We start from the raw sequence: 23,744 nt of genomic DNA, 5'->3' as shown, positions 1-23,744 counted from the left end.
CCAGCAAAAGCAGCAGCTTCCGTCCGGCTGGAAAAAAAGCGGTATTGTGTGCCTTCACTCTCTGTCCATTCGACAACATAACTGCCCAGCCGTTCACACAGCGCCTGAGGAGTATTGAGCGCAATTAACCGTCCTTTTTCCATAATAGCTACCCGGTGGCAAAGGTTTTGAGCTTCTTCAATATAGTGAGTAGTTAATAACACGGTTAACCCGTCAGCATTCAACTGTCGAATGAGATCCCACAGCCGCCGCCTCACCTGCGGATCAAGTCCTACTGTCGGCTCATCAAGAAACAGAACCTGCGGCTTATGCAGCAGCGCCCGCGCAATCATTAGCCGCCGTTTCATCCCGCCGGACAATGTATGAACCATATCATTGCCCCGGTCTGCCAATTCCACATACTCTAGTAGTTCTTCCCGACGCGCTTCCCGCTCACGCCGCGGCAAATGATGCAACCGGCCATGCAAATCAAGATTTTCTCTGGCAGTCAAATCATTGTCAAGGTTAAAATGCTGAGGAACTACGCCAATAACTGACTTTACAGCCAGTTCGTCCTGTGGCAACCGCCAGCCGTTAATACTAATATCACCAGCAGTAGGCCGGGTAAGCATGGTTAGAATTCTTATGGTTGTCGTTTTTCCTGCACCATTAGGGCCAAGTAATCCAAACGTTTCTCCCCGTTCAATGCATAGATGCAGATTATCTACGGCTGTCCGTTCGCCAAATTTTTTTACTAAACCATGTATACGAATCATCGCATCTCTCCTCATATTTAGGATGTTCTTCCACAACTGCCCGCCTAAGTCCTGCCTGAATATGTTCATAGGTATTAAAATTCATTAGCCAACTATTATATTTAAATTATAATCAGTCTGCAAACACGGACAGAGATATGGACCTCAAAGCAACTGCCGAGGTTGTATATGCGACAGCGGCTGTCGCCGCCATGACAACTGTTATATAGATTTTTCCCAAGAATGCTATACGACTAAACCCCTCCCCCCTGGCCTAGTTTCAGATTCTTAAGCTCTCGTTGTTTCAGCTTGTCAGTATCGAGTTCAACTTCATCGTTCGCTCTTATGGAAAGATATTTAATTTCTCCATAATAAAATGAAGCCGACTCTTATGGAGCCAGCTTGATAAATATTGGTCTATGTTAGATCGGAAAACACGGACGCGGGAAACAATTTCTCCGCGGGAAACAACCCTGGCGAGGAAAACAGCTAAACTGCCGCGGGAAGCAAAATTGACGCGGAAAACAACCAAACTGTCTGGGGAAACAAAACCTTCGAGGATAACAACCAAAGCCAAATCCCAAACCGACTATAAGCTGCCGGTCATCATTTCTAACAGAGGGCCCATCATCCCAGTCATCATCATCCCAATCGTCAAATTCCGGATCTTCCCAATATGGTCGTTTTGTATCAGCCACCAAAATCCCTCCTTGTCTTTTACTACATAATATGCAGACACTTCTTATACTGCTACTGGCAGACCGTTGCAAAAAACCACCGATATTCGGATTCTTAACTTGCATCCAAAATGACCAGTATCCGTAAAAAGCCACTGACGCTCAACACGTCAGCGGCTTTTTGCTGTCTCTACCTTAAACTTCATAACCATGTTTTTTAATTCGACTGCCATACTTGTCAATTGTTCGGCGCTGGCAGCCACGGTTTCCACGACACTTGCCGTTTGCTCCGCCCCGTTCGCTACCTCTTTACTAAGCCCTGTGGTTTCCTGTAACCCATCCATCATGTTGTTAATAAGTACCGCAATCTGGCTTGATGTAGCCACTTCTTCCTCGGCTGTCTTCTTAATTTGTTCAATATCAGCTACCATTTCGCTGGCAGCCGCCAAAATATTGCCAAACGCTACGCGAACAGAACCTGTGGATTCTACCACTTGCCCCATTCGATCCCGGCCTTGTTGAGCAGCTGCTACGGCTGAGACAATGGTAGCAGTGATTTTATTCAAAATGTTAGACACTTCTAGAGCTCCTTGACTTGACTGTTCGGCCAGTTTACGCACCTCATCAGCCACTACCGCAAAACCGCGTCCGGCTTCCCCGGCGCGAGCGGCCTCGATGGCAGCGTTGAGGGCTAACAGATTGGTTTGAGCCGCAATATTGGTAATTGTTTCAGTAATAGTGCCAATCTGACCAGAGTATTCGTTAAGTTGGTTAATAAGGCTTTCAATTTCAGTAATGTTAACCTGCATTTCACCTATACTTTTTGCCGTAGTAGCTACGGTTGACTGTCCGGAAGTAGCCGCCTGGGAAGTAACAGCAGAGGTCGTTTGTGCCGACACAGCCCTTTCTTTGGCCAAGGTGATTAACTCAGCTAAATTAGATATCGCCGCTACAACTGACTGGGCTGACGTTTCTCCGGACTGAGCGTTATCAGCCACCCGTACCATATTGCTCGCCATCTCTGTAACGGTTGAACTCATTTCCTGGCTGGAAGCAGCCAGATGCTCAGAAGCATTGGCGATTTCCTGACTGGCTCGCCTGACGGCGGCAACCAGGGCTCCCTGATTGGCAATCATGGTATTAAAAGCTTCTGTTAAGCGGCCAATCTCATCATTGGATGTTACGTCTGCCTGCACCGTCAAATCACCAGTACCTGCCCGCTCCATCAGGGATACTACCGTTAGTATGGGCTTGGTCAGTTTGCGTGTGGTCCAGATAGCAAAGGCAATCCCCAGAATAAGAACAAGCAAAGCCATTATTCCCAGAATAACCAGAATCTCTTTACGCGCAGTCAGCGCTTCAGTTTCTGATTTTCCCGCAAATAGCACCCCTACCGGTTTTTGGTCACTACCCATAAGTGGCTCATAATAGGTAATATAAATTCATACCCAAAATTTTGGCAGTTCCGGCAAACGCCTGACCATTGCCAATGACTGCCGCGGCAATCTCGCCATCCAGTTTAGTACCCACTGCCCGTTTACCATCCTGTATTATAGTAGTAGCTACCCGAACATCGCCAGCAAAAATGGTTACATCCACCTTATGAATGGCTTTTATATTATCCACAAACTCCTCATCATTGACCCCTCTGTTAACGACAATAGCTCCTAAGGTATTACCTGCTTTATCTTGAATCGGAGCAACCGAGACGGTCATAACGGCCTCGCCCGGTACTGCATCATAATAAGTAGTGGCTGTACCCTGCTGAATATGTTTTAGCGCTGTCTGATTATTCACTGGCCTGCCTTCACTGGCCAGAAGGCGCCCCTGGTTATCCAGCAGTTGAACAGCTGTAACATGCCCCTGTGTATTCAAACCGGAAATTGCCTGCTGTGCGGCAATAGGATCTTTAGTCATTAGTGCCTGAAGAACATCCGGCCGACTAGCCGACATTACTGCTACTGCATGGGCTGCTTCCCGGTAACCCTCGAGCGCTAAGCGCAAGCCAGCTACACCTTGAACCGCCGCTTCCTGGTTAACACGATCAGCATAGCGAGTAAAAAAATAACTGTTCCCACTTAGCAGCAACCCAATAACTAACAGGACGATACAGCCGATATAAAGGGATTGCTTGCACTGAATAGTCCGGAACATAGAACCCCTCCTAAACTTTCAGAAACAATCATTAGTAAATTTTTACTTAATTCTCCATAGTTTAGGAAACTCCTCTATGTTATTAAAAACAATTATCTTTAAAAAATTACTTTACAATTCCCTTTTTATGATATACTTTATATGCGGCTATTTGCCAGGCAGGCAGTTTCCGAACAAATGTCAGTGCACCAGCCATTGCTAATATTCCTCCAAACAAGAAAGTATATGAAGTCCCGATAATACCGGCTACATGGCCGGCCAACAGGCTACCGATAGGGGCTATACCACCGAAAGATAATACATACAGACTCATTACCCGGCCTCGCTTATCCTCATCTACCAGGGTTTGAATAATGGTATTGGTGGAAGCCATCTGCGCAATGATGCCAAAACCCATAACAAAGGCAATAACCAGCGAAAATTCAAGCTTTACCGACAGTGAAAATGCCATTAGCCCAAAGGAAAAGATCAGTGAAGTCGTGGCAATTACCTTTTCAATCCCCATAACACCTGGACGCGATGCCAAGAAAATAGTGCCCACAAGCGCCCCGCCACCAAATGCTGCCATAAGCCATCCCAGCGTATCAGGACCGCCACCTAGCACTTCCCCGGCAAACATCGGCATCAGCGGCAATACGGGAAATCCCACTAGACTCATCAAAGCCAATAACAATAACACCATCCGGATGGGCAGCGAATTATACGTATATGCCAAGCCTTCTTGTAAGTCATTTATAATATGGCTGGAAGTCCTGGCAGCCGTCTGCGTCACTGTAATCTTCATCGCCAGCAGTGCCCCGATAATAGCAATATAACTTAAACCATTAAACAAATAACATAAGCCTTCGCCAAACACCGCAATGGCCAGACCGGCCACCGATGGGCCGACAATCCTGGCACTATTAAACATGGCAGAATTGAGGGCAATAGCATTCGCCAAATCATTCTTGTCCTCAACAATTTGCGAAATAAATGCCTGTCTGGCAGGCATATCAAACGAGTTAATAATTCCTAAAAATGCATTGAGTACAGCAATATGCCAAACAGCTACGGTGCCGCTAAATACCAATCCTGCCAATAACAGTGCCTGTACCATACTTAATATTTGTGTCCAAATAATTACCCGGTATCGATTCCAGCGGTCCAGCAACACCCCAGCAATAGGAATTAGTATCACACCGGCGATTTGACCAGTAAAGTCAACATTACCCAACACTTCGGGTGACTGTGTTAAACGATATACCAGCCAAACGGTAGCCGTCCGCTGCATCCAAGTACCGATTAGCGACAACCCATGCCCAAAGTAAAATAACCGGAAATTCCGGTGTCTAAGTGCCCGAAAGGTCTCCATAGATAAGCTTGTCATTTCCCCACCTCTTTATTCTAAGCATTTATAGTGTATTTCAGAACATAACCATAGTCAACCGGTACTAGGTTAAGCCTGCAATACTGACACTATACCAAACTGGCTTCAGCCTGTATAAAATTATGCATCACCGTACTGACACCGGTTAATGGACAGACTCCTCGTCCCAGGTCTAGTAGAAACTTGTATAAATTGACTAATAAGTATCAACACTAACAAACATAGGAGGAACAATGCCTCATGACTAATAACACACACAAACCACATGCTCTTTCTACTGAACCTGATGATACCTTTAGCCCGCATGAGGCAATTGCGGAAGCCAAGCGGTGTCTAAACTGCAAAAACCCGCTCTGCCGAACAGGCTGTCCTATTGAGAACGAGATTCCGCAATTTATCGCTGCTTTGGCCAAAGGCAATGTGGGAGAAGCCAGTAGTATCATTGCCCGCCGCAGCAACCTGCCGGCGGTATGCGGCAGAGTATGTCCACATGAAAAACAATGCGAAGGAGCCTGCGTGCTTGGAAAAAAGGGCAAGCCCATCCGCATTGGTAAACTGGAACAATTTATTGCCGATTTTGATGCCGAAATGGAATTGACCTCATATACCTTACCAAGCAGGTATATTGGCAAAGTAGCCGTTATCGGCTCCGGGCCTGCCGGCCTGACAGTAGCAGGTGATCTAGCCAAAGCTGGTTATGAAGTAACTGTTTTTGAAGCACAAGCCGAGCCTGGCGGCGTATTAATGTATGGAATTCCTGATTTTCGGTTAAAAAAAGATGTTGTCAGACGAGAAATTAAACGTATTGAACGCCTTGGTATCAAATTCAATACCGAAACCCTTGTAGGGGTTGACATTACTATTGATGACCTGTTTGCACAGAACTATGACGCGATTTTTATCGGCACAGGTACCGCCTTGCCTCGTACCCTTGACGTTCCTGGCAAAGATCTTCCTGGAGTCCTGCAAGCCACCTACTTTTTACAAATGGTGGCCTTAGCCAAAGCTGGCAATGTTAGTCCCCAAGAAATTCCTGTAAGTCTTGGCGATAAGGTATTGATCATTGGTGCTGGTAACGTAGCTATGGATGCTGCCCGTACCGCCCTTCGCCTAGGGGCAAGACCTACTATTATCTACCATCGTACCGAAAAAGAAATTACCGCCCTACCCTCAGAATATCAACAGGCACGCGCCGAGGGTGTCAAATTCATTTGGCTGGCCAACACTACACAATTTCTGGGCCAAACCAAGCTGACTGGACTAGAGTATGAGGTCATGGAAATCGATGACGAAAAAAATATTCACGGAACAGGTCGGTTTGAAACCATCACAGCCGACAAAGTAATTATCGCTATCGGTCAGCGTCCAGCCGCGCGCATTGTCTCTACCACGACTGGCATACAAGTCAATGAAAAAGGCTATATTATCACCAAAGACCGACCTTATGGCATGTCTACCCGGCGTGGAGTATTTGCCGGCGGTGACGTGGTACATGAACCGGCAACCGTCGTCCTTGCTATGAAGGAGGCTAAAAAGGTAGCTCAAGGCATTGCCCTATATGTAGAAGCCAAAAAATTACTGGAAGATTGCGGAGGTTAAATAAAACAAGGCTGTTAGTATCCTCTCAGGATATAGCAGCCTTGCTGTCTTTTCTATTTTTCTAAGCCTTGCGATTTTCGGAGCTTAGCCCTGATGGCTCTGACAATTTCACGGGCAAACGGCCCCAAATCATCATTCGCATAGGCCTTAAGTACTCCAGCCGCTACTTGGCTAATGGCACTTTTTATTACATCCGAGTTCGCATAAGGCTGACAACGCAATGTTTCCTCAATCAACACCGCAGCCGTCAAAGCCTTCTCAGCTGCTTGTGTGTTTATGTAGGTAACGACATCGGCATTGCCAATAATAATTTTACCCACCGGCGAAAAAATTTCTTCCACCAACGCGACAAGTTCGGCGGGCCGATCATCAACAATAATCACAGGCTCAGCCCCCATCGCTATTTCTCTTGCTTGCCCAATAAACTTTGCCCCAATACATTTGACTTGAGGTAAAGCAGTTGCTGCCAGTACATGCCTTGCAACATTAGTTGCAACATTAATAACAGTAATGCTTCGTTCCATCTGGTTAAAGTCTTTAATTAAATGTATGACCTCTCTATCAGGCACTACCAAAATAATTGTGCTCAGTTCAGCCAGCTCTTCCAGACTGTTGGCAGTAGGAACGCCCAGCTCTGTTGCCACGGCCTGCAATCGGCTTTCATCACGATCAAAAATCTTTAGCTTGACATGATTAACCAATTTACTCGACAGAACCTTGCCCATACGCCCTACACCAATTAAGCCGATTTCTTTCATTCGCTGTTAGCCACCTCGTCTATCAGGTTACCCATTCAACAGTATTGTAAAACAATACAAGAAGCTCTATGTAATATATGCCTGGGAGCAATAGGTGGTGCACAACTCCCCGGTTGGGGATTCACGTCGGAAATAATCGGCAAAAGGCTAACATACTATTGCCTAACCACCAGTACAATTTAATACACAGCCATACTTCCTTGAACCACCTGCATTTTATAGGAAATATGAAGTCCGCTTTAGCGTTGGTATTACCCAAGGGATGGAAGCGTTCACCTATCCCCATTAGGTATCGGCTGGCTTTCAAAGCCGAAAGCCGAGCAGGTTAAGCATCGGATAAAGAAGGGGGATTGTTTTTTGATTAAATATTATGTGTTAGATAGCAATGTGTTATTACACTCTCCCTATGCAATTACTGCTTTTAATGAACACATAGTAATCATTCCCGAAGTAGTACTAGAGGAGCTTGACCGGTTTAAATCCGAAACCAGTGAACGAGGTGCCAACAGCCGCCTGGTCAGCCGGATGATTGACCAATTCAGAATGCGAGGTAATTTGCTAACAGGCGTTCCAATTAATCCTCAAGGCGGGCTTGTACGCATTGAAGCCAATCACCTGGATACCCAGATGCCGCCACACTGGGACAAACTGAAGCCTGACAACCGGATTCTGCAAATATGTAAAGGACTGGCGGAAGATAATTTACCAACCGTTTTAGTCAGCAGAGACACTAACATGCGGGTTAAAGCCGCTATATTAGGCATTCAAGCCGAAGATTTCCGTAATGAAAAAGTTGCCAGCATGGAAGAACAGTACACTGGACGCGCCATAGTATATACCTCATCAGAAGTAATCGATAACTTTCATCAAGATGACGGTAATTATTTGGACCCCGCTAAGCTGAAAACCTTTGATAAAGTCACCCATACGCTGGTCCCCATCGAGCTGGTAACCAATCAATTTTTGCTAATCCGTTCCACCGAAAATGACCGCCATACCGCCCTCGGGCGTTTTGACGGTCAAAAAGTTGTACATCTCAAATACCGCAGTCGCAACCCCTTCGGTGTTTTTGCGCGCAATGTCGGGCAGGTATTCATGCAGGAGTGCCTAATGCTTAGCGCGGAAGAAGCGCCGCTTGTTATTATTAAAGGTCCTGCTGGAACGGCTAAAACCTTTTATTCTCTGGCTGTCGGTCTCTACAACTATCTGGATTGCCGCCCCCGCGCTTACCGTCATATATTAATTTGTCGCCCGAATGTACCAATGGATGAAGATCTTGGCTTTCTCCCCGGGTCGGAACAAGATAAGATAGACCCCTACATGCGCGCAATTCGCGACAACTTATTTACCCTCCTCTCAAGTCATAATATGACCGAGCCTAAAGAATTTGAACAAGTCAGAGATACGGTACAAATGCTATTTGATAAACACATTATCCAGACCGAAGCATTGGCTTACCAGCGTGGACGCTCACTTCAAAAATACTGGGTTATTTTGGATGAAATGCAAAACTCTACACCTCGGCAAGCCAAAGGAGTTATTACCCGCCCCGGTCTAGGCACCAAAATCATTCTCTTAGGAGACCCCGAACAAATCGATCACCCGTTTCTCGACAGCCGCACTAATGGTCTGGTCTATGCTGCCGAAAAAATGAAAGGCAGTAAACTGTGTTTCCAGGTAACCTTAGAGCATGATGAATGTGAACGCTCTCCCCTCGCCGCTGAGGCGTCTCAGCGATTATAAAGATAATGCGGCAACAACGAAATCCCGCCCTGCTTTAGGTGCGGGATTTCGTTGTTCAGATAACTATATTAAATACTTAAACATAGCTAATACCAGGCCAATTAATCCACCAACAATTACCCCATTAATCCGAATCCAATCAAGATCTTCGCCAGCCTTATTCTCAATAAACCCGATAAGCTCTTCATCAGACAACTTACGCAATGCACTGCCAGCCACTTGACCAACAATGGAATGCTCCTTATCCATGATGTTAATCAGCAAGGTTTTTAAATATAACTCAGCCTGGCTCTGTAAAGCGGCACTGTCTTTAAACCTCTGCCAATACCTTTCCAGTTGGCCGGAAAGCCAATCAACAACCGAATCCCGATACACCGAAGGCTGCTTACAGGCAGCCAGTACCGCCTGCGTCAAGACAGTTAGTGGCTCAGCCAAAGAAAGCCTGTCAAGCTGATCATTTTTCCAGTCATCAATCATGACCGCCCATTTTGTTGTTTCCAAATTTCCGGCGATCTTCGCAAGTTCCGTCTGAAACCATTGGCGCAGCGGATGATCCGGTTTGGCAGCTTCATCCATTGTTCGGATAAGTTCCAGATGCAGCGCAGTTGCGGCATCATCCAGGTTAATGCCGTCCAACCCTTCCAGCACACCAGTAATCAGTGACGCCAACCAGTTTTTGCGAACAGTGCTTTTTTTCAACTGTTTTAAGTAATTATAGATAGCATCCTTTGTTTTTTCCTCTCGCACGATACCGGCAAGTTCATTAACCACTGCCAAGTAAAACTCTTCCCCTTTTTTTCCTTGTAACATCCCGCGAAGCAACGCAGCCGCCTGGGGAGCAACTGACTGTCGCCTAACAATCATTTTAAGCAGACGTTCAGCGTATCTGCCAACACTCTCCGCATCAATCATCTGCGCCAATTCTAAAATCAATGTATCCAGAATGAGTTTGACCCGTTCCTTACTGGTATGTTTTCCAGCATATTGCATAAATTTATCCAAAATATCGGCTCGACTAATCCGGTCTTTAATTGACTGTTTATTAAAAAAATCCTGCTCAATCGCCTGCGTTAATGCTATAATGATTCGTTCGCGGTTGCGGGGAACAAGTGCGGTGTGATAAGGAAAACCCAGCGGCTTACGAAATAAAGCCGTGACAGCAAACCAGTCGGCAACACCACCAGCTAAGCTGGCTTCGGTTATGATTAAAAACGCCGCTGCCAGTTTATTTGCGGGATAACAATACTTTAGCACCAGTGCAATAACAAACAAGCCGGCGGCTACAGCCAGTATTATGTTGGCCCGCCGTTTATCCGGTCTCATGGTGTCACTCCTGCAATATAAGCAATCAAAAACAATACCATGCCGACAAAGCCACCGACAATTGATCCATTAATCCGTATCATTTGCAAATCATCCTTAACTTTATCTTCGATATAGAGCACCAGATCATCATTGCTAAAACTCTCCAAGTAAGTACGGACAACCTGCCCAATTTCGCCATGATTTTCACCAACCCAACTGCTGATCCGTTCAGCTAGATAACTGTCAAAAGCAAGTTGCCGCTCAGGATTGCCTAAGTACTCTTCTGCTAGTTTCGTCGCCTGCCTAACTGCCCACTTACTGCTGCCTAAAATCAACTCTGGCTGAGAAGCCGGCATCTCGGCCAGCTGTCCAACCAGCCTTGCCACCAGCGGGCGAAGCTCTGCTTCCGCCATTGCGGCTAGCGGCGAATCTGTCTGCAAATCGTCGGCAATAGTTACTGCCCAGTCGCGCAAACGTTGTCGCAGCGGATGATTATATTCGTACATTCGGGTTAATAACTCCCCGATTTTTTTCTGAATCATGCCGGCAACATTTACTGGATTAAGCGCCAACAGTTCCTGCAATATCCACCTAACCAGTTTGCGCTCACTATTCCTTGCGGCATAGGAATTCAGCGCGCTAGTATATATATCGGCAATTACGTTAGTGATATACGGCTCACCAAGCAAACGTTTACTTTCTGTAATAAGAAAATCTATGCATGTATCTGCGAAACCATTCTCTATCGACCAGCGCAAAGCCTGACCGGCCAGCGGTGCCAGCCGCAACTGCTCTTGGTGCTCTGTCAGCAGGTTGTCCAGTGCCGCTGACAGTTTCGCCGCATGAATACCGGCAACCACTTCTTGAAATACGCCCTCAGCTACCCCTTGCAATTGCTGCCTTATCTCAGGCCGGCTTGCATAGTTCATCAGCATCCGGGACAGTCCGGCCTTAGCCAATGTCTCTTTAATGTTGGCAGCCGTAACAATCTCTTCTTCTATCATGCTAACAATAGCCGCAAAAATGCGTTCACGATTTTTGGGGATAATGGCCGTCCGGAAAGGAATACCTAGCGGCTGACGAAATAAAGCTGTTACTGCATACCAGTCAGCCAGGCCACCAACCATAGCAGCACTAAAGCCGCTGTGTACCAGCCCACCCCAAAAACTATGTTGCCACGGATAACTCAGGCAAAACCCGGCAGCGGCAGCAGCCAGAGTCAAGCCTGCTTTACTGCGATTATCAATACGCAAACTATCCCCGTCCTTTGCAGCCGCTTTGAAAAGCAGCAAAATGATACCACAGTCGGTTTTGCCATCAGTACTAACGCCTGGTTGTCCCAAAAACTTTACACAATCAACCGTTTAGAAATTAGTTTTACAGCCAGCGGCGTTAATATAACCACCATAAGCGCCAGCACCCCGGTATGTACCAACAGGCTGGGATTACTATTTCCCAAAACCATTGCCCGGCATACCTCCACGCTGTGGAATATCGGATTGAACCAAGCGACTACCTGAGCCCAGCCGGGCATAGAACTGATGGGAAAAAATACGCCCGAAAAAAGATATGCCGGTGTTAAAAACAAGGTTATATAATAGTTAAATTTATCAATGGTTTCAATCAGTCCAGTATAGCAAATGGCTAACAGGGAAAATGCCAGCCCCGGAATAACTAAAAATACAGGAACCAGTAATGCCCACCATGACTGAACTTGCCCTAAGGCAGCAATAACTAACAAAATTACTACCCCGAACACCAGGCTCTTGAAGGTGCCGTACAAAATATCACCAATAACAATATCGCGGACAGTAACCGGACCGGCCAGCATAGTATGAAAGGTTTTTTGATAATGCAGTCTGATAAAACTTCCATAAGTACATTCAAACGAGGCGGCAAACATCGCCGAAGAAGCTACCATACCTGGTGCAATAAATTGAATATACGCTAAGCCTTCGATATCCCGGACAAAGCTCCCCAGTCCGTACCCCATGGCGGTAAGGTAGAGAAAAGGTTCAATAAAATTGTACATAACATTACTAAACCATACTTTTCTAAATACTAACATATGACGGGTAAAAATCCTAAGAATTACCATTAGCGTTCTCCCCCGTCCCAGTCAGCTTTAAGAATACATCTTCCAGACCAGATGGCCGTAACAGACAAACATGTTTTGGCAGTCCCCAACCTTCCAGGCTGTGCCACAGCGCCTCCCCGTCTGGTGCATAGAAAAAGAGGGCATCCACAACCCGGATGACTTGTCCACCCCAGGCCGTTACCTTCTCCTCTATTCCATCCGGTAAATTGGCCAACGGCATATGCACCTCAATCGCATAAGGTAAAACATGTGTTTCGATGAGATACCGTGGACTGCCTTCGGCCAAGATAGTACCTTCATGCATGATAACCAAGCGGTCACAAAGTTGTACAGCTTCTTCCATATAATGAGTTGTTAAAATTAACGTCACACCACTGGCCTTAAGACTTCGGAGCTTTTGCCACACCAGATGCCTGGCCTGCGGATCTAGGCCGGTAGTTGGCTCGTCCAGAATTACAATTTCTGGGTGATTCACAAGTGCCCTGGCAATAACCAACCGCCGTTTCAAACCGCCTGACAAACTTTCAATATCACTGTTTTCCTTATCCTCAAGCCCCATAAATCGGAGCAATTCTTTGCCCCGCTCCCGGGCCTCGGCCCGGCTCAGGCCAAAGACCACACCGTAGGCCTCAAGATTTTCAATAACCGTTAATTCTTTATCCAAATTGTCTTCTTGTGGCACTACACCCAACCTCGCTTTAATCGCCGGTGGCGTCAGGTGAATGACCTGATCAAATAGCCATAACTGCCCCTCTTCTACCGTAGACATACCGTAAATCATGCGCATGGTCGTAGTTTTGCCTGCGCCGTTATGTCCGAGAAAGCCGTAACACTCGCCAGCCATGATACTAAACGAGATGCCTTTTAGCGCCCGAAAGTCGCCATAGGTTTTGCCAAGGTGTTCGGCCCGAACTACGGCTCGATTCATAGTATCATCCTTTCAAAAAAAGCAGTGGTATCAGTCTAATAATACCACTGCTTCTCAAGAAATTCATCATAATATTCAACACACCCAGACACTACTCGCTGTGGAAATCGCCTTGGTAATGATTCCGGTAAAAGGGAATGTGAATTTAAACATAATCTCTCTCTCCGCAAACCACTATCACCTCACTGTTTCTGTAACAATTGATTTTTCATTTCAGTACACACAGCTTTGACAGCCTCTAGGTCCTTAGCATCAGGATGCCTAACACCCATCTCTGTAAATAAACAACCGCCCCTGCGTGCAGGGGCAGTGTTTATTTATCAAAATTTACGTATGAATCCAATGCCCCACCGGGCGCAATCATGGGTGTAACCAAGTCACTAGTAGCAATATTGGCTACAATTAGCGACGGTCCGGGCCGTTCCCAAGCAGCAGCCAGTGCCTGAGAAAATTCCTGCTGCGTATCAGTCACCGCCGCCGGTATGCCAAAAGCGGCAGCAAATGCAGAGAAATCCATCGGCGTTGACAAGAGTGACGCTGAATAACGCTGCTCATAGAAGCAATACTGCAGTTGTCTTACCATACCTAAACTTCGGTTGTTAATTACAATTGAAATAATAGGAAGCTGTTCTGCAGATACCGTATACAGTTCGCAACCAGTCATTTTCAGCGAACCATCCCCGACAATGTGTACTACCCGTTTATCCGGCCTTGCCAATTGTGCGCCCACTGCCGCCGGTAAACCAAAGCCCATCGCCCCCAGACCGCCTGAAGTCAAAAATCCCCGCGGGCTATTTACCAAAAGCTTCTGAGCAGCCCACATCTGGTGCTGACCGACGTCAGTTACATAGATGACTGCCTTATCGCCCAGCCGACGGTTGAGTTCGCCCATGATTCCGTCAGCTGAAAACGTCGGTCTGGCAGCTTCGGCATACAGTGCCTGCCAATGGCGGATGGTTATCCACCAAGCGGCTCGTTCTCGCGGCGTTACAGCCTGACAAATTTCTGTAAGGATCGTATTCATATCTCCAACCAGCGGTACTGTTGCATCTACATTTTTGTGAACTTCCGCCGGGTCGATATCAATGTGAATAATGGTTTTACCGGCAGCATAACTGGTACGGTCACCAGTTACCCGGTCATTAAACCGGCTGCCGATAACAATCAGCACATCAGCATTCTGAACCGCATGATTGGCGGCTTTTAGACCATGCAAACCAGTCATGCCCAGAAGATGAGGATGAGTACCTGGCATGGCGCCAATTCCCATTAAGGTAGTGACTACCGGCAGAGCGCATTGCTCAGAAAGCCGGATTAGCGCAGGCGTAGCATTGGCACTAATGCAGCCACCGCCAGCAATAATAACCGGGCGCTCAGCTGCACTGATAGCCGCCGCTGCTTTAGTGATAAGTTCCGGTAAGTCTGGCGACTGCCTGATTAGCGACTGCCGTTGATACTCAATATCTAGATCAGCAAAATCGTACATTTCACTTTGAACATCACGCGGAACATCAACAAGCACCGGACCAGGGCGTCCTGAGCGGGCAATGGCAAAAGCCCGGCGCAACGTTTCGGTTAGTTTGCGGATATCTTTGACCAGGAAGTTATGTTTGGTAATCGGCATAGTAATGCCGGTAATATCAATTTCCTGGAAGGCATCACGACCAATCAGACTTGTTGGCACCTGCCCGGTAATGGCCACTACTGGTATAGAGTCCATAAAAGCGGCTGCTAGTCCTGTCACCAGGTTAGTAGCTCCCGGACCAGAAGTTGCAATACATACACCAACCTTACCGCTGGCTCTGGCATATCCGTCGGCAGCATGGGCAGCTCCCTGCTCATGTACAGTTAGCACATGTCGGACAGGTGAGCCATAAAGTGCGTCATAAAGCGGCAAAATGGTTCCCCCTGGATAGCCAAATACCGTATCTACACCTTCTTTAGCCAAGCATGCAACAATGGCTTGCGCACCTGTCATGAGCATAGCATCACCCCAATCTGTCGATTACATGTTGACACATTTCATCAGTAGATACCTTCGTAAACCCTTGCTGATAAATATCGGCTGTACGATAGCCGTCAGCAAGCACTTGGGCAACCGCTTTTTCAATCATGGCCGCTGCCTGTTCATGATTAAATGAATACCTAAACAACAAGGCAGCCGACAGAATTGTTCCAAGCGGATTGGCAATCCCCTTACCAGCAATATCAGGCGCGGAACCATGGATCGGTTCATACAGTCCGGTTCCATCCCCTAAGCTGGCTGACGGCAATAAGCCAATAGAACCTGATAATACTGCCGCCTCATCACTTAAAATATCACCAAACAGATTACTAGTAACAACGACATCAAAACTGCCCGGATTAAGCACCAATTGCATCGCACAATTGTCTACATACATATGCTGTAACTCCACTTGGGCAAAATCGCTTGCCACCTCGGCAGCCACTTTGCGCCACAGACGCGAGCTTGCCAAGACATTGGCCTTATCCACAGACACAACTTTGCCCCTTCGCCCAAGAGCAGCCCGGCAGGCCATTCGCACAATACGCTCAATCTCCGGCCGACTATACATTTCGTTGTCCCAAGCCTGTTCCATGCCATCCAGCACAGCCGCCTCTTGGCGGGCGCCAAAATAAATCCCGCCAGTAAGTTCACGAACTATGAGAATATCTACGTTATTGACAATTTCCGGTTTTAACGGCGACTGACTGGCCAGGGCCGGAAACACTTTAATTGGCCGCAAATTTGCATAAAGTCCAAGTTCCTTGCGCAGTCCTAATATGGCCTTCTCGGCTCTCAGCTCAGGCGCTACCTGATCCCATTTAGGTCCGCCGACAGCCCCTAGCAAAACACCGTCAGCCTTACGGCACGCCGCTACCGTATCTTCAGGCAACGGCACCCCAAACGCATCAATAGCAGCGCCACCGGCAAGCTTGATTTCATGAGTAAAACTAAAACCGCATTTTTCCGCCGCCGCCTGCGCTACACACAGCGCTGCGGCGGTAATTTCAACACCAATACCGTCACCGGGAATGACTACAATATGTTTGTTCATGATACCCTCCCAAACCCATAGCGGGAAGAGAAACTGCTATACTACTTAAAAAACAAGCTATAGCAAATCTCTACTTATTTTTTATTTCTCAAATGCTGTTTAGTATAGGCAATCAGACCACCTGCCTGCGCAATGTCTTGGATAAATCCAGGCAGTGCTGGTATATTAAATGTTTCACCTGTACTGATATTTTCGGCAACCCCGGCATTTAAATCTACTGCCAGTGTGTCTCCGGCTTTGATATTAATTTCGCCTTCCCCCAATTCAATGAGCGGCAGACCAATATTAATAGCATTACGGTAAAAAATGCGAGCAAAACTCTCAGCTACTACACAAGCAATACCTGCAGCTTTAAGCGCACCGGGCGCATGTTCCCGGGATGAGCCACAGCCAAAATTCTTGCCTGCCACAATTATGTCACCTTGAGCTACATTGCCGGCAAAGGTGGGATCTATATCTTCCATGGCATGAGCAGCCAGCTCTTTCATATCTGTCGTATTCAAATATCTGGCCGGAATAATTACATCGGTATCCACATTATCGCCATAACGCCATACTTTTCCGGTAAACTTCATTATGCTACCTCCTCTGGCCCGGCAATTCGCCCTAATACGGCACTTGCTGCCGCTACCGCCGGACCGGCTAGATATACTTCACTATCAACATGCCCCATCCGTCCGCGGAAATTCCGGTTGGTCGTGGCTACCGCCCGTTCGCCTTTAGCCAGTATCCCCATATGCCCGCCCAGGCAAGGACCACAGGTCGGTGTGCTGACAACGGCGCCAGCCTTGATAAAGATTTCAATATAGCCCAATTTTACGGCTTCCAAATATACTTGCTGGCTACCGGGAATAATAATGGCCCGAACATCTTTATGCACCTGCCGTCCGTCCATAATAGCTGCAGCCTGGGCCAAATCTTCAATGCGTCCATTGGTACAGGAACCGATAACCACCTGGTGTATTGGGGTAGGCTCCATATCACTTACTGGGCGTACATTTTCCGGCAAATGCGGCAATGCTACTAGTGGTGTAAGCTGGCTTAAATCAATGGAAACTGTCCGGACATATTCGGCATCAGGGTCAGAAGCTACCGGCGTATACGATCGTTTCACCCTTCCTGACAGATATTGCTCGGTGACAGCGTCAACCGGAAAAATACCATTTTTAGCCCCAGCCTCAATCGCCATATTAGCAATTGTCAGCCTATCAGTCATTGTCAGGGAGGCTAGACCCTCACCCGTAAACTCCAGGGACTGATAGCGAGCACCATCCACCCCGATCATCCCAATCAGCTTTAAGATTACATCTTTGCCTGCTACCCATTTGCCTAATTTGCCCGTCAGCTCTACCTTAATGCTTGCCGGTACTTTAAACCAAGTCTCACCAGTAGCCATTGCACACGCCATATCGGTGGAACCGACACCGGTAGCAAAGGCCCCAACCGCACCATAGGTGCAGGTATGGGAATCGGCACCAATAATAATCTCTCCTGGAGCCACCAATCCTTGTTCTGGCAACAATACATGTTCAATTCCCATACGTCCTACTTCAAAGTAGTGAGTAATATTATGCTTTTTGGCAAATTCGCGCACGGTTTTAGCCATTTCGGCTGACTTTATGTCTTTGTTCGGTGTAAAGTGATCAGGCACCAGCACAATTTTATCTTTATCAAAAACCTTGTCGCTAATTTGCTCAAATTCCTTGATAGCTGGCGGCGCAGTGATATCATTACCCAACACCAAGTCCAGCTTGGCTTTGATAAGTTGACCTGGCACTACCTCCGGCAAGCCAGCATGCGCGGCAAAGATTTTTTCGGTCATAGTCATCGGTCTAACCATTTATATTACCTCCCGGCTACTTGCTGCACGTCGGGAAAACCGCACACAGCCAGCATTTTGTTGATTGCATTGACATATGCTTTGGCACTTGCCTCAATTACATCAGTAGAAAGACCCCGGCCATTAAAGGTCTGGCCATCCCGCTCAATCCATACAGTGGCTTCTCCTAGCGCGTCTTCGCCGCCAGTCACGGCTTTGAGCTGGTAATCATGCAGGCCGATAGAAAAACCAACTGCCTGTTCAATGGCTTTAAATACCGCATCAACCGGACCTTCACCGCAGCTAGCAGCTTCCCTGATACCCGCGCTGGTCCTAAGCTGTACCGAGGCAGTAGCCACTGTCTTGTTGCCACTAACAACATGATGATATTCCAAAGTATACCATTCCGGTCGGACAGCAGCTTTTTCCGCAATTAGGGCTTCAATGTCTTTATCAAATACCATTTTCTTGCGATCAGCAAGCTCCTTAAACTTAGCAAACAGATGGTTAATGGTGTCAACATCAAGCTCATAACCCAGATGCTGCAGGCGCTCCTCAAAGGCGTGACGTCCGGAATGTTTGCCCAAAACAATAGTGTTACGGCTGATACCCACCGATTCGGGATTCATAATTTCATAGGTCAGCGGATTATTCATGACCCCATGCTGATGAATGCCTGATTCATGAGCAAACGCATTATCACCCACCACTGCCTTATTGGGCGGCACAGCTATTCCCGTCAACGTACTGACCAGACGGGATGTCCGGTAAATCTGCCGAGTATTAATATTGGTCTGGGCACGATAGTATTCGTGACGGGTAGTAAGCGCCATAACCACTTCTTCCATCGCCGCATTGCCTGCCCGTTCCCCCAGACCATTTATGGTACATTCCACCTGCCCAGCACCAGCAGCTACCGCTGCCAAAGAGTTAGCCACAGCCATACCAAGATCATTATGGCAGTGCACACTGATAATGGCTTGATCAATATTGGAAACATGCTCACGTATATAGGTAATCAGTGCACCGAATTCTGCAGGCGTGGTATAACCCACCGTATCGGGAACATTAATAACAGTAGCACCAGCAGCAATGACCCGCTCGTATACCTGACACAGGAAGTCCCAGTCAGACCGAGAGGCGTCTTCGGCTGAAAATTCAACGTCAGCTACCAGGCTTTTGGCATACCGCACAGCCTGTTCGGCCTGCTCCAAAAGCTGTGCTCTTGTCAGCTTGAGTTTGTGTTCCAGATGTATGTCACTAGTGGCAATAAAAGTATGAATTCTTGGCCTTTCGGCCTTTCTTACGGCTTTATACGCAGTTTCAATGTCTTTGTCATTTGCACGAGCTAGAGCGGCAATAACCGGGCCTTTGACCCGACGGGCAATCTGGCTCACAGCCTCGAAATCGCCAGGTGAAGCAACTGGAAACCCAGCTTCTATGACATCAACCTTAAGCTTGGCTAGCGCTAACGCAATTTCCACCTTTTCCTCTGTTTGTAAACTGACTCCCGGCGTCTGCTCGCCATCACGGAGAGTCGTGTCAAATATCTGAATTTTCCGAGTTTCCATGCTACATTACCTCGCTTTCATTGATGATCGATTCACCCAAAAACAGTTCTAGTTAACTATTTGTGAATAAGGGGGGAGGCGAATCCCCCCTCAAAAGACCTACCAAACGAAATTATTTATTTTTGTAACCAGGACATCATTTGCCGCAGTTCTTTACCTACTATCTCAATCTTGTGGTTTGCTTCCTGACGGCGTTTAGCATTAAACATTGGACGGTTAGCTTGGTTTTCCAAGATCCAGTTACGGGCAAAAGTACCATTTTGAATTTCAGCTAATATCCGTCTCATTTCAGCGCGGGTTTCTTCCGTAATAATCCGCGAACCTGTTACATAATCACCATATTCGGCAGTATCACTAATCGAATGGCGCATTTTAGACATGCCGCCTTCATACATCAAGTCAACAATCAACTTCATTTCATGTAAACACTCAAAATAGGCTATTTCAGGCTCATAACCGGCTTCCACCAATGTATCAAAACCTGCTTTAATCAATTCCGTTACCCCGCCACACAAAACGGCTTGTTCACCAAAAAGATCGGATTCGGTTTCGTTTTTAAAGGTGGTAACAAATACCCCGGCCCGCGCGCCGCCAATCCCTTTAGCATACGCCAAAGCCAAATCCTGGGCACTGCCGGTATAATCTTGGTGTACAGCCATAAGACAGGGAACTCCCTTACCTTCGGTAAATACCCGGCGCACCAAATGGCCTGGTCCTTTTGGGGCAACCATAAATACATCCACATTGGCAGGGGGAACAATCTGATTGAAATGAATATTAAAACCATGAGCAAACGCTAAGGCAGAACCAGGCTTGAGATTCGGAGCAATTTGTTCAGCATATACTGTAGCTTGTTTTTCATCCGGAATAAGAACCATAGTGATATCAGCGTTTGCTACTGCCTGAGCCACATCGGTAACCGTTAGACCATCTTCCCGGGCCTTGGCTGCCGATTTGCTGCCTTCATGCAGACCAACAATAACTTTAATTCCGCTATCTTTCAGGTTAAGCGCATGCGCATGACCTTGACTGCCATAACCAATAATCGCAACTGTTTTTCCTTGGATAAGTTCCCAGCGGGCATCATGCTCATAATACATTTTGCTCATACTCTTTTCTCTCCTCATATTGATAAATTGTATTTTCACCCCGTTCCAGCGCTACAAGGCCGGTCTGGATGGTTTCCAAAAGTCCGTAAGGGGCCAACACTTCGGTTAGTGCATGGATTTTACTTTCTTCGCCAGTGACTTCTAGCGTAATAGTGCTGCCTGAGATATCAATCACATTGGCCCGAAACACTTCAGCCAGTTTAAGAATTTCGGCGCGGTTATCGCCTGCTTTAACCTTAATGAGCGCCATCCCCCTAAAGACAGAGTGGTCAGGCGGTAAAATTTGCACAGCTACTACTTCTACCAGCTTTTCAATTTGTTTTTTGACTTGGTCAATAAATGCATGGTTACCGCGGACAGCTACCGTTATCCGCGAATATTCAGGGTCCTGAGTTACACCTACAGTCAAACTGTCGATGTTAAAGCCCCGCCGCGAAAACATACCTGCCACGCGGACCAATACCCCGGGTTGATTGTGTACCAATACGGAAAGGACGTTTAACTGCACACTTTCCACCTCCATTTATCTCCCCTCTCAAAAATGTATAGAAATGTAAAACGCCCCTATGGACAGATAGATCATCTGTCCATAGGGGCGCTAAACGCGCGGTACCACCCTACTTTGGGCTCTTTTCACCATGCTTGTATTCATGGCTACCGGGGTAACGGCCGGAACCGCAATTGTCTAATGTGCTTTGTATGGATACAAATCACACTTCAACAAAAGAACTCCTGGGCGAGACTGCTTAGATCACTGCACCGGTTCACACCAGCCACCGGCTCTCTGAGCAGGATGTTAAGCTTGCTCCCAATCATCGCTGTTATCACTATGTTCCAAAAAAGGTTATAAAAATACTCTGCACAAAAATTCTCACTTGTAAAAGTAAGAAACTTTCCGCAGAGTCTTTTATCCTCACGGTGTAGCACAATAACCCATTGTGCTCTGCGTCGCTCGGCCCAGTCCTGTCAACCAGCGGAACCCTAGACGCACTTCCTTACGCAAAATGTAAATCTTGTATACATTATGCCAATACTATTGTATTTTGTCAATAGCTTTTTTTATTTTTTTACACAACAAAATTACAACCTATCACCGTAATGATGGTAAGCATCCAGACCCGGTAAATCAAGTCAGGTACTCTTTATCTCATAACTAGCTTCTTATACCCAAAGTCGAGCTTATACCAATACATATTTGCCTCGCAATATATATATTGGTATTATAGGTTTATATTACAGTTACCGAGGTGATGATATGGTGAAAAAAACCGTCGCTTTAATAGCGCATGATCGCAAAAAAGAAGAAATGTTATCCTTTGTCTTAGCAAACAAGCAAAAGCTGGCTCTCTGCAACTTAATTGCTACCGCTACTACCGGTAAAATCATACAGGAAAATGCCGGACTCCCGGTTACCACCTATTTATCTGGTCCACTTGGCGGCGATCAGCAGATTGGCGCTTGTATAGCCTGTAAACAAGTCGATGCCGTCATCTTCCTGCGCGACCCTTTAACTGCTCAACCGCATGAACCAGATATTACTGCCCTATTAAGAGTCTGCGATGTACATAACGTGCCTGTTGCTACTAATGTTGCAACAGCCAGCTTCGTGTTACAATGCTTAGATTGTTAATAATACGATGCTGAGAACCAACAACATCTATCCTTAATCCTAACAGCCGTTAACTCTGCTGCAAAAAAAAATGATTTGATAGTAAAAAAACCTCAGCGTGTAACACTTAAGGGTTAATTTACATGCTGAGGTTTTCTTTCATTCCAAATTTATATGTACATTTAACTTACGTAAAACAATAATGCTTCTGTTGCGACATTCCGGGATGGGCTAATGCCGACTACACTATAACCAGCACAAGCGTTCAACTTTCCCAAAGAAATTGATGCAAAGCGGCCTGTTTATGTTTATATCCAATAATTTCTGTTTACATAAAAACTTTACTATGTTATTATAGATTAGTATCAGCACATGATGTATTCGCTGACTAACCTGTTCAATATCCCAGCTCCTCCGAGTTGAGATAACGAACAGCTAAGTTTAAATATTAAGACAAGGAGGCGCGAATATGAAACGTTATACACATCAAATAGCCGCAGTTCTTCTCTTCACTGTTTTTACTACACTGTTTATTCCGGTAGCGCCTGCTCAGGCGGCTGCGGTTATAAATCCTACAACATCTACGCAACACAGCAGTAGCAGTTCCAGCGGGTTATTAAACATTCTGCTGGCACTTCTTCTAGGAAAATTTTTGGGTAATACAGACAACAGCAGTAGCAATTCCAATAATATTTCTTCTGTACTAGGAGCAGTTTCCGGCGCTAAAACAACCCCGGCTAACAATACCAAAGGAGCCGAAATTGTCCAAAACGCCCAGAAATATATGGGAGTTCCTTATGTCTGGGGAGGCACAACTCCTGACGGTTGGGACTGCTCAGGTTTCACACAATATGTAATGAAAGAAAGTGGCATTTCCATTCCTCGGACAGCCGCCGAGCAATTTAATAAAGGGGTTGCCATCAATAAATCCGACTTGCAAGTTGGTGATTTAGTGTTCTTTACAACCTATAAACCAGGGGCATCCCATGTAGGTTTTTATATGGGAGATGACAAATTCATTCACGCCAGTTCGGCAGCCAAAAAGGTAACCATTAACTCTCTGTCCGAAACGTATTATGCTGATCATTATATTGGCGCACGTCGCTATAACTAGCCATGCACTTAAGAGCTGTGTGTTTACACAGTTCCAGATTGTAGACAAAGGGCGTGTCGCAAAACGTTTATGGAAAAAACGTCTTGTGACACGCCTCTTTT

Annotated in this window: 21 protein-coding genes and 1 other annotated feature; of the genes, 4 read left to right on the top strand and 17 right to left on the bottom strand. The window is 46.5% G+C overall.

Annotation, left to right across the window (positions count from 1 at the left end; all coding sequences use genetic code 11):
* The 5 genes from AC29Z1_RS01905 to AC29Z1_RS01885 form a co-directional block, all read right to left on the bottom strand.
* Window positions 1-755 (bottom strand): ABC transporter ATP-binding protein (locus tag AC29Z1_RS01905; protein ID WP_488269764.1); only part of this gene is annotated, 755 nt, incomplete at its 3' end.
* Window positions 756-1,156: 401 nt separating this feature from the next.
* On the bottom strand, window positions 1,157-1,432 hold the full coding sequence (locus AC29Z1_RS01900; RefSeq protein ID WP_488269763.1) for a hypothetical protein: 276 nt from the start codon (window positions 1,430-1,432) through the stop codon (window positions 1,157-1,159).
* 149 nt (window positions 1,433-1,581) lie between these two features.
* On the bottom strand, window positions 1,582-2,826 hold the full coding sequence (locus AC29Z1_RS01895; protein ID WP_488269762.1) for a methyl-accepting chemotaxis protein: 1,245 nt from the start codon (window positions 2,824-2,826) through the stop codon (window positions 1,582-1,584).
* A 7-nt stretch (window positions 2,827-2,833) separates the two neighbouring features.
* Window positions 2,834-3,565, bottom strand: a complete 732-nt coding sequence (locus AC29Z1_RS01890) for a cache domain-containing protein (protein ID WP_488269761.1) — start codon at window positions 3,563-3,565, stop codon at window positions 2,834-2,836.
* Window positions 3,566-3,671: 106 nt separating this feature from the next.
* Complete coding sequence (locus AC29Z1_RS01885; protein WP_488269760.1) at window positions 3,672-4,931, bottom strand: MFS transporter; 1,260 nt, start codon at window positions 4,929-4,931, stop codon at window positions 3,672-3,674.
* Between the two features lie 240 nt (window positions 4,932-5,171).
* Here AC29Z1_RS01885 and AC29Z1_RS01880 point away from each other — a divergent pair, with 240 nt between their 5' ends.
* Window positions 5,172-6,530: an NAD(P)-dependent oxidoreductase gene (locus tag AC29Z1_RS01880; protein ID WP_488269759.1), complete on the top strand. Its 1,359-nt coding sequence runs from the start codon at window positions 5,172-5,174 to the stop codon at window positions 6,528-6,530.
* Between the two features lie 53 nt (window positions 6,531-6,583).
* On the opposite strand, the gene AC29Z1_RS01875 is transcribed toward AC29Z1_RS01880, so the two are convergent.
* The gene (locus AC29Z1_RS01875) at window positions 6,584-7,288 is read right to left on the bottom strand and encodes an NAD(P)-binding domain-containing protein (protein ID WP_488269758.1); all 705 of its coding nucleotides are present in this window, start codon (window positions 7,286-7,288) and stop codon (window positions 6,584-6,586) included.
* A gap of 357 nt (window positions 7,289-7,645) precedes the next feature.
* Between AC29Z1_RS01875 and AC29Z1_RS01870 the strand changes: the two genes are divergently transcribed.
* Window positions 7,646-9,031, top strand: coding sequence for a PhoH family protein (locus AC29Z1_RS01870; protein WP_488269757.1), 1,386 nt, complete (start codon window positions 7,646-7,648; stop codon window positions 9,029-9,031).
* Between the two features lie 63 nt (window positions 9,032-9,094).
* On the opposite strand, the gene AC29Z1_RS01865 is transcribed toward AC29Z1_RS01870, so the two are convergent.
* From AC29Z1_RS01865 to ilvN, 11 genes are all read right to left on the bottom strand, one after another.
* A complete protein-coding gene (locus tag AC29Z1_RS01865; protein WP_488269756.1) occupies window positions 9,095-10,354 on the bottom strand; it encodes a DUF445 domain-containing protein in 1,260 nt (419 codons plus the stop codon).
* The gene (locus AC29Z1_RS01860; RefSeq protein ID WP_488269755.1) at window positions 10,351-11,679 is read right to left on the bottom strand and encodes a DUF445 domain-containing protein; all 1,329 of its coding nucleotides are present in this window, start codon (window positions 11,677-11,679) and stop codon (window positions 10,351-10,353) included. The genes AC29Z1_RS01865 and AC29Z1_RS01860 overlap by 4 nt, the downstream gene beginning before the upstream one ends.
* A gap of 5 nt (window positions 11,680-11,684) precedes the next feature.
* A complete protein-coding gene (locus AC29Z1_RS01855; RefSeq protein WP_488269754.1) occupies window positions 11,685-12,434 on the bottom strand; it encodes an ABC transporter permease in 750 nt (249 codons plus the stop codon).
* Complete coding sequence (locus AC29Z1_RS01850; RefSeq protein ID WP_488269753.1) at window positions 12,421-13,362, bottom strand: ABC transporter ATP-binding protein; 942 nt, start codon at window positions 13,360-13,362, stop codon at window positions 12,421-12,423. The genes AC29Z1_RS01855 and AC29Z1_RS01850 overlap by 14 nt, the downstream gene beginning before the upstream one ends.
* Before the next feature lie 313 nt (window positions 13,363-13,675).
* The gene (ilvB, locus tag AC29Z1_RS01845; RefSeq protein ID WP_488269752.1) at window positions 13,676-15,340 is read right to left on the bottom strand and encodes a biosynthetic-type acetolactate synthase large subunit; all 1,665 of its coding nucleotides are present in this window, start codon (window positions 15,338-15,340) and stop codon (window positions 13,676-13,678) included.
* Between the two features lie 10 nt (window positions 15,341-15,350).
* Window positions 15,351-16,421, bottom strand: a complete 1,071-nt coding sequence (gene leuB, locus AC29Z1_RS01840) for a 3-isopropylmalate dehydrogenase (RefSeq protein WP_488269751.1) — start codon at window positions 16,419-16,421, stop codon at window positions 15,351-15,353.
* Window positions 16,422-16,495: 74 nt separating this feature from the next.
* Window positions 16,496-16,996, bottom strand: a complete 501-nt coding sequence (locus AC29Z1_RS01835) for a 3-isopropylmalate dehydratase small subunit (RefSeq protein ID WP_488269750.1) — start codon at window positions 16,994-16,996, stop codon at window positions 16,496-16,498.
* Window positions 16,996-18,261, bottom strand: a complete 1,266-nt coding sequence (leuC, locus tag AC29Z1_RS01830; protein WP_488269749.1) for a 3-isopropylmalate dehydratase large subunit — start codon at window positions 18,259-18,261, stop codon at window positions 16,996-16,998. The genes AC29Z1_RS01835 and leuC overlap by 1 nt, the downstream gene beginning before the upstream one ends.
* A 5-nt stretch (window positions 18,262-18,266) precedes the next feature.
* Window positions 18,267-19,811: a 2-isopropylmalate synthase gene (locus AC29Z1_RS01825; RefSeq protein ID WP_488269748.1), complete on the bottom strand. Its 1,545-nt coding sequence runs from the start codon at window positions 19,809-19,811 to the stop codon at window positions 18,267-18,269.
* A 116-nt stretch (window positions 19,812-19,927) separates the two neighbouring features.
* Window positions 19,928-20,920, bottom strand: coding sequence for a ketol-acid reductoisomerase (gene ilvC / locus AC29Z1_RS01820; RefSeq protein WP_488269747.1), 993 nt, complete (start codon window positions 20,918-20,920; stop codon window positions 19,928-19,930).
* Window positions 20,901-21,443, bottom strand: coding sequence for an acetolactate synthase small subunit (gene ilvN, locus AC29Z1_RS01815; RefSeq protein WP_488269746.1), 543 nt, complete (start codon window positions 21,441-21,443; stop codon window positions 20,901-20,903). The genes ilvC and ilvN overlap by 20 nt, the downstream gene beginning before the upstream one ends.
* A 65-nt stretch (window positions 21,444-21,508) precedes the next feature.
* Window positions 21,509-21,745 (bottom strand) — a binding site (T-box leader).
* A 430-nt stretch (window positions 21,746-22,175) separates the two neighbouring features.
* Here ilvN and AC29Z1_RS01810 point away from each other — a divergent pair.
* A complete protein-coding gene (locus AC29Z1_RS01810) occupies window positions 22,176-22,550 on the top strand; it encodes a methylglyoxal synthase (protein ID WP_488269745.1) in 375 nt (124 codons plus the stop codon).
* A gap of 448 nt (window positions 22,551-22,998) precedes the next feature.
* Window positions 22,999-23,643: a C40 family peptidase gene (locus AC29Z1_RS01805; protein ID WP_488269744.1), complete on the top strand. Its 645-nt coding sequence runs from the start codon at window positions 22,999-23,001 to the stop codon at window positions 23,641-23,643.
* Window positions 23,644-23,744: the final 101 nt, after the last annotated feature.

Source organism: Sporomusa sp., from assembly GCF_057736855.1.
Note: the sequence above shows the minus strand (reverse complement) of the source record. Positions and strands in the feature narration are given on the sequence as shown.

Excerpts from the sequence above, each read along its gene's own strand:
- AC29Z1_RS01895 (WP_488269762.1), bottom strand. The coding sequence starts at position 2,826 with ATGGGTAGTGACCAAAAACCGGTAGGGGTGCTATTTGCGGGAAAATCA.
- AC29Z1_RS01890 (WP_488269761.1), bottom strand. The coding sequence starts at position 3,565 with ATGTTCCGGACTATTCAGTGCAAGCAATCCCTTTATATCGGCTGTATC.
- AC29Z1_RS01885 (WP_488269760.1), bottom strand. The coding sequence starts at position 4,931 with ATGACAAGCTTATCTATGGAGACCTTTCGGGCACTTAGACACCGGAAT.
- AC29Z1_RS01880 (WP_488269759.1), top strand. The coding sequence starts at position 5,172 with ATGACTAATAACACACACAAACCACATGCTCTTTCTACTGAACCTGAT.
- AC29Z1_RS01875 (WP_488269758.1), bottom strand. The coding sequence starts at position 7,288 with ATGAAAGAAATCGGCTTAATTGGTGTAGGGCGTATGGGCAAGGTTCTG.
- AC29Z1_RS01865 (WP_488269756.1), bottom strand. The coding sequence starts at position 10,354 with ATGAGACCGGATAAACGGCGGGCCAACATAATACTGGCTGTAGCCGCC.
- AC29Z1_RS01855 (WP_488269754.1), bottom strand. The coding sequence starts at position 12,434 with ATGGTAATTCTTAGGATTTTTACCCGTCATATGTTAGTATTTAGAAAA.
- AC29Z1_RS01850 (WP_488269753.1), bottom strand. The coding sequence starts at position 13,362 with ATGAATCGAGCCGTAGTTCGGGCCGAACACCTTGGCAAAACCTATGGC.
- ilvB (WP_488269752.1), bottom strand. The coding sequence starts at position 15,340 with ATGACAGGTGCGCAAGCCATTGTTGCATGCTTGGCTAAAGAAGGTGTA.
- leuB (WP_488269751.1), bottom strand. The coding sequence starts at position 16,421 with ATGAACAAACATATTGTAGTCATTCCCGGTGACGGTATTGGTGTTGAA.
- AC29Z1_RS01835 (WP_488269750.1), bottom strand. The coding sequence starts at position 16,996 with ATGAAGTTTACCGGAAAAGTATGGCGTTATGGCGATAATGTGGATACC.
- leuC (WP_488269749.1), bottom strand. The coding sequence starts at position 18,261 with ATGGTTAGACCGATGACTATGACCGAAAAAATCTTTGCCGCGCATGCT.
- AC29Z1_RS01825 (WP_488269748.1), bottom strand. The coding sequence starts at position 19,811 with ATGGAAACTCGGAAAATTCAGATATTTGACACGACTCTCCGTGATGGC.
- ilvC (WP_488269747.1), bottom strand. The coding sequence starts at position 20,920 with ATGAGCAAAATGTATTATGAGCATGATGCCCGCTGGGAACTTATCCAA.
- ilvN (WP_488269746.1), bottom strand. The coding sequence starts at position 21,443 with ATGGAGGTGGAAAGTGTGCAGTTAAACGTCCTTTCCGTATTGGTACAC.
- AC29Z1_RS01810 (WP_488269745.1), top strand. The coding sequence starts at position 22,176 with ATGGTGAAAAAAACCGTCGCTTTAATAGCGCATGATCGCAAAAAAGAA.
- AC29Z1_RS01805 (WP_488269744.1), top strand. The coding sequence starts at position 22,999 with ATGAAACGTTATACACATCAAATAGCCGCAGTTCTTCTCTTCACTGTT.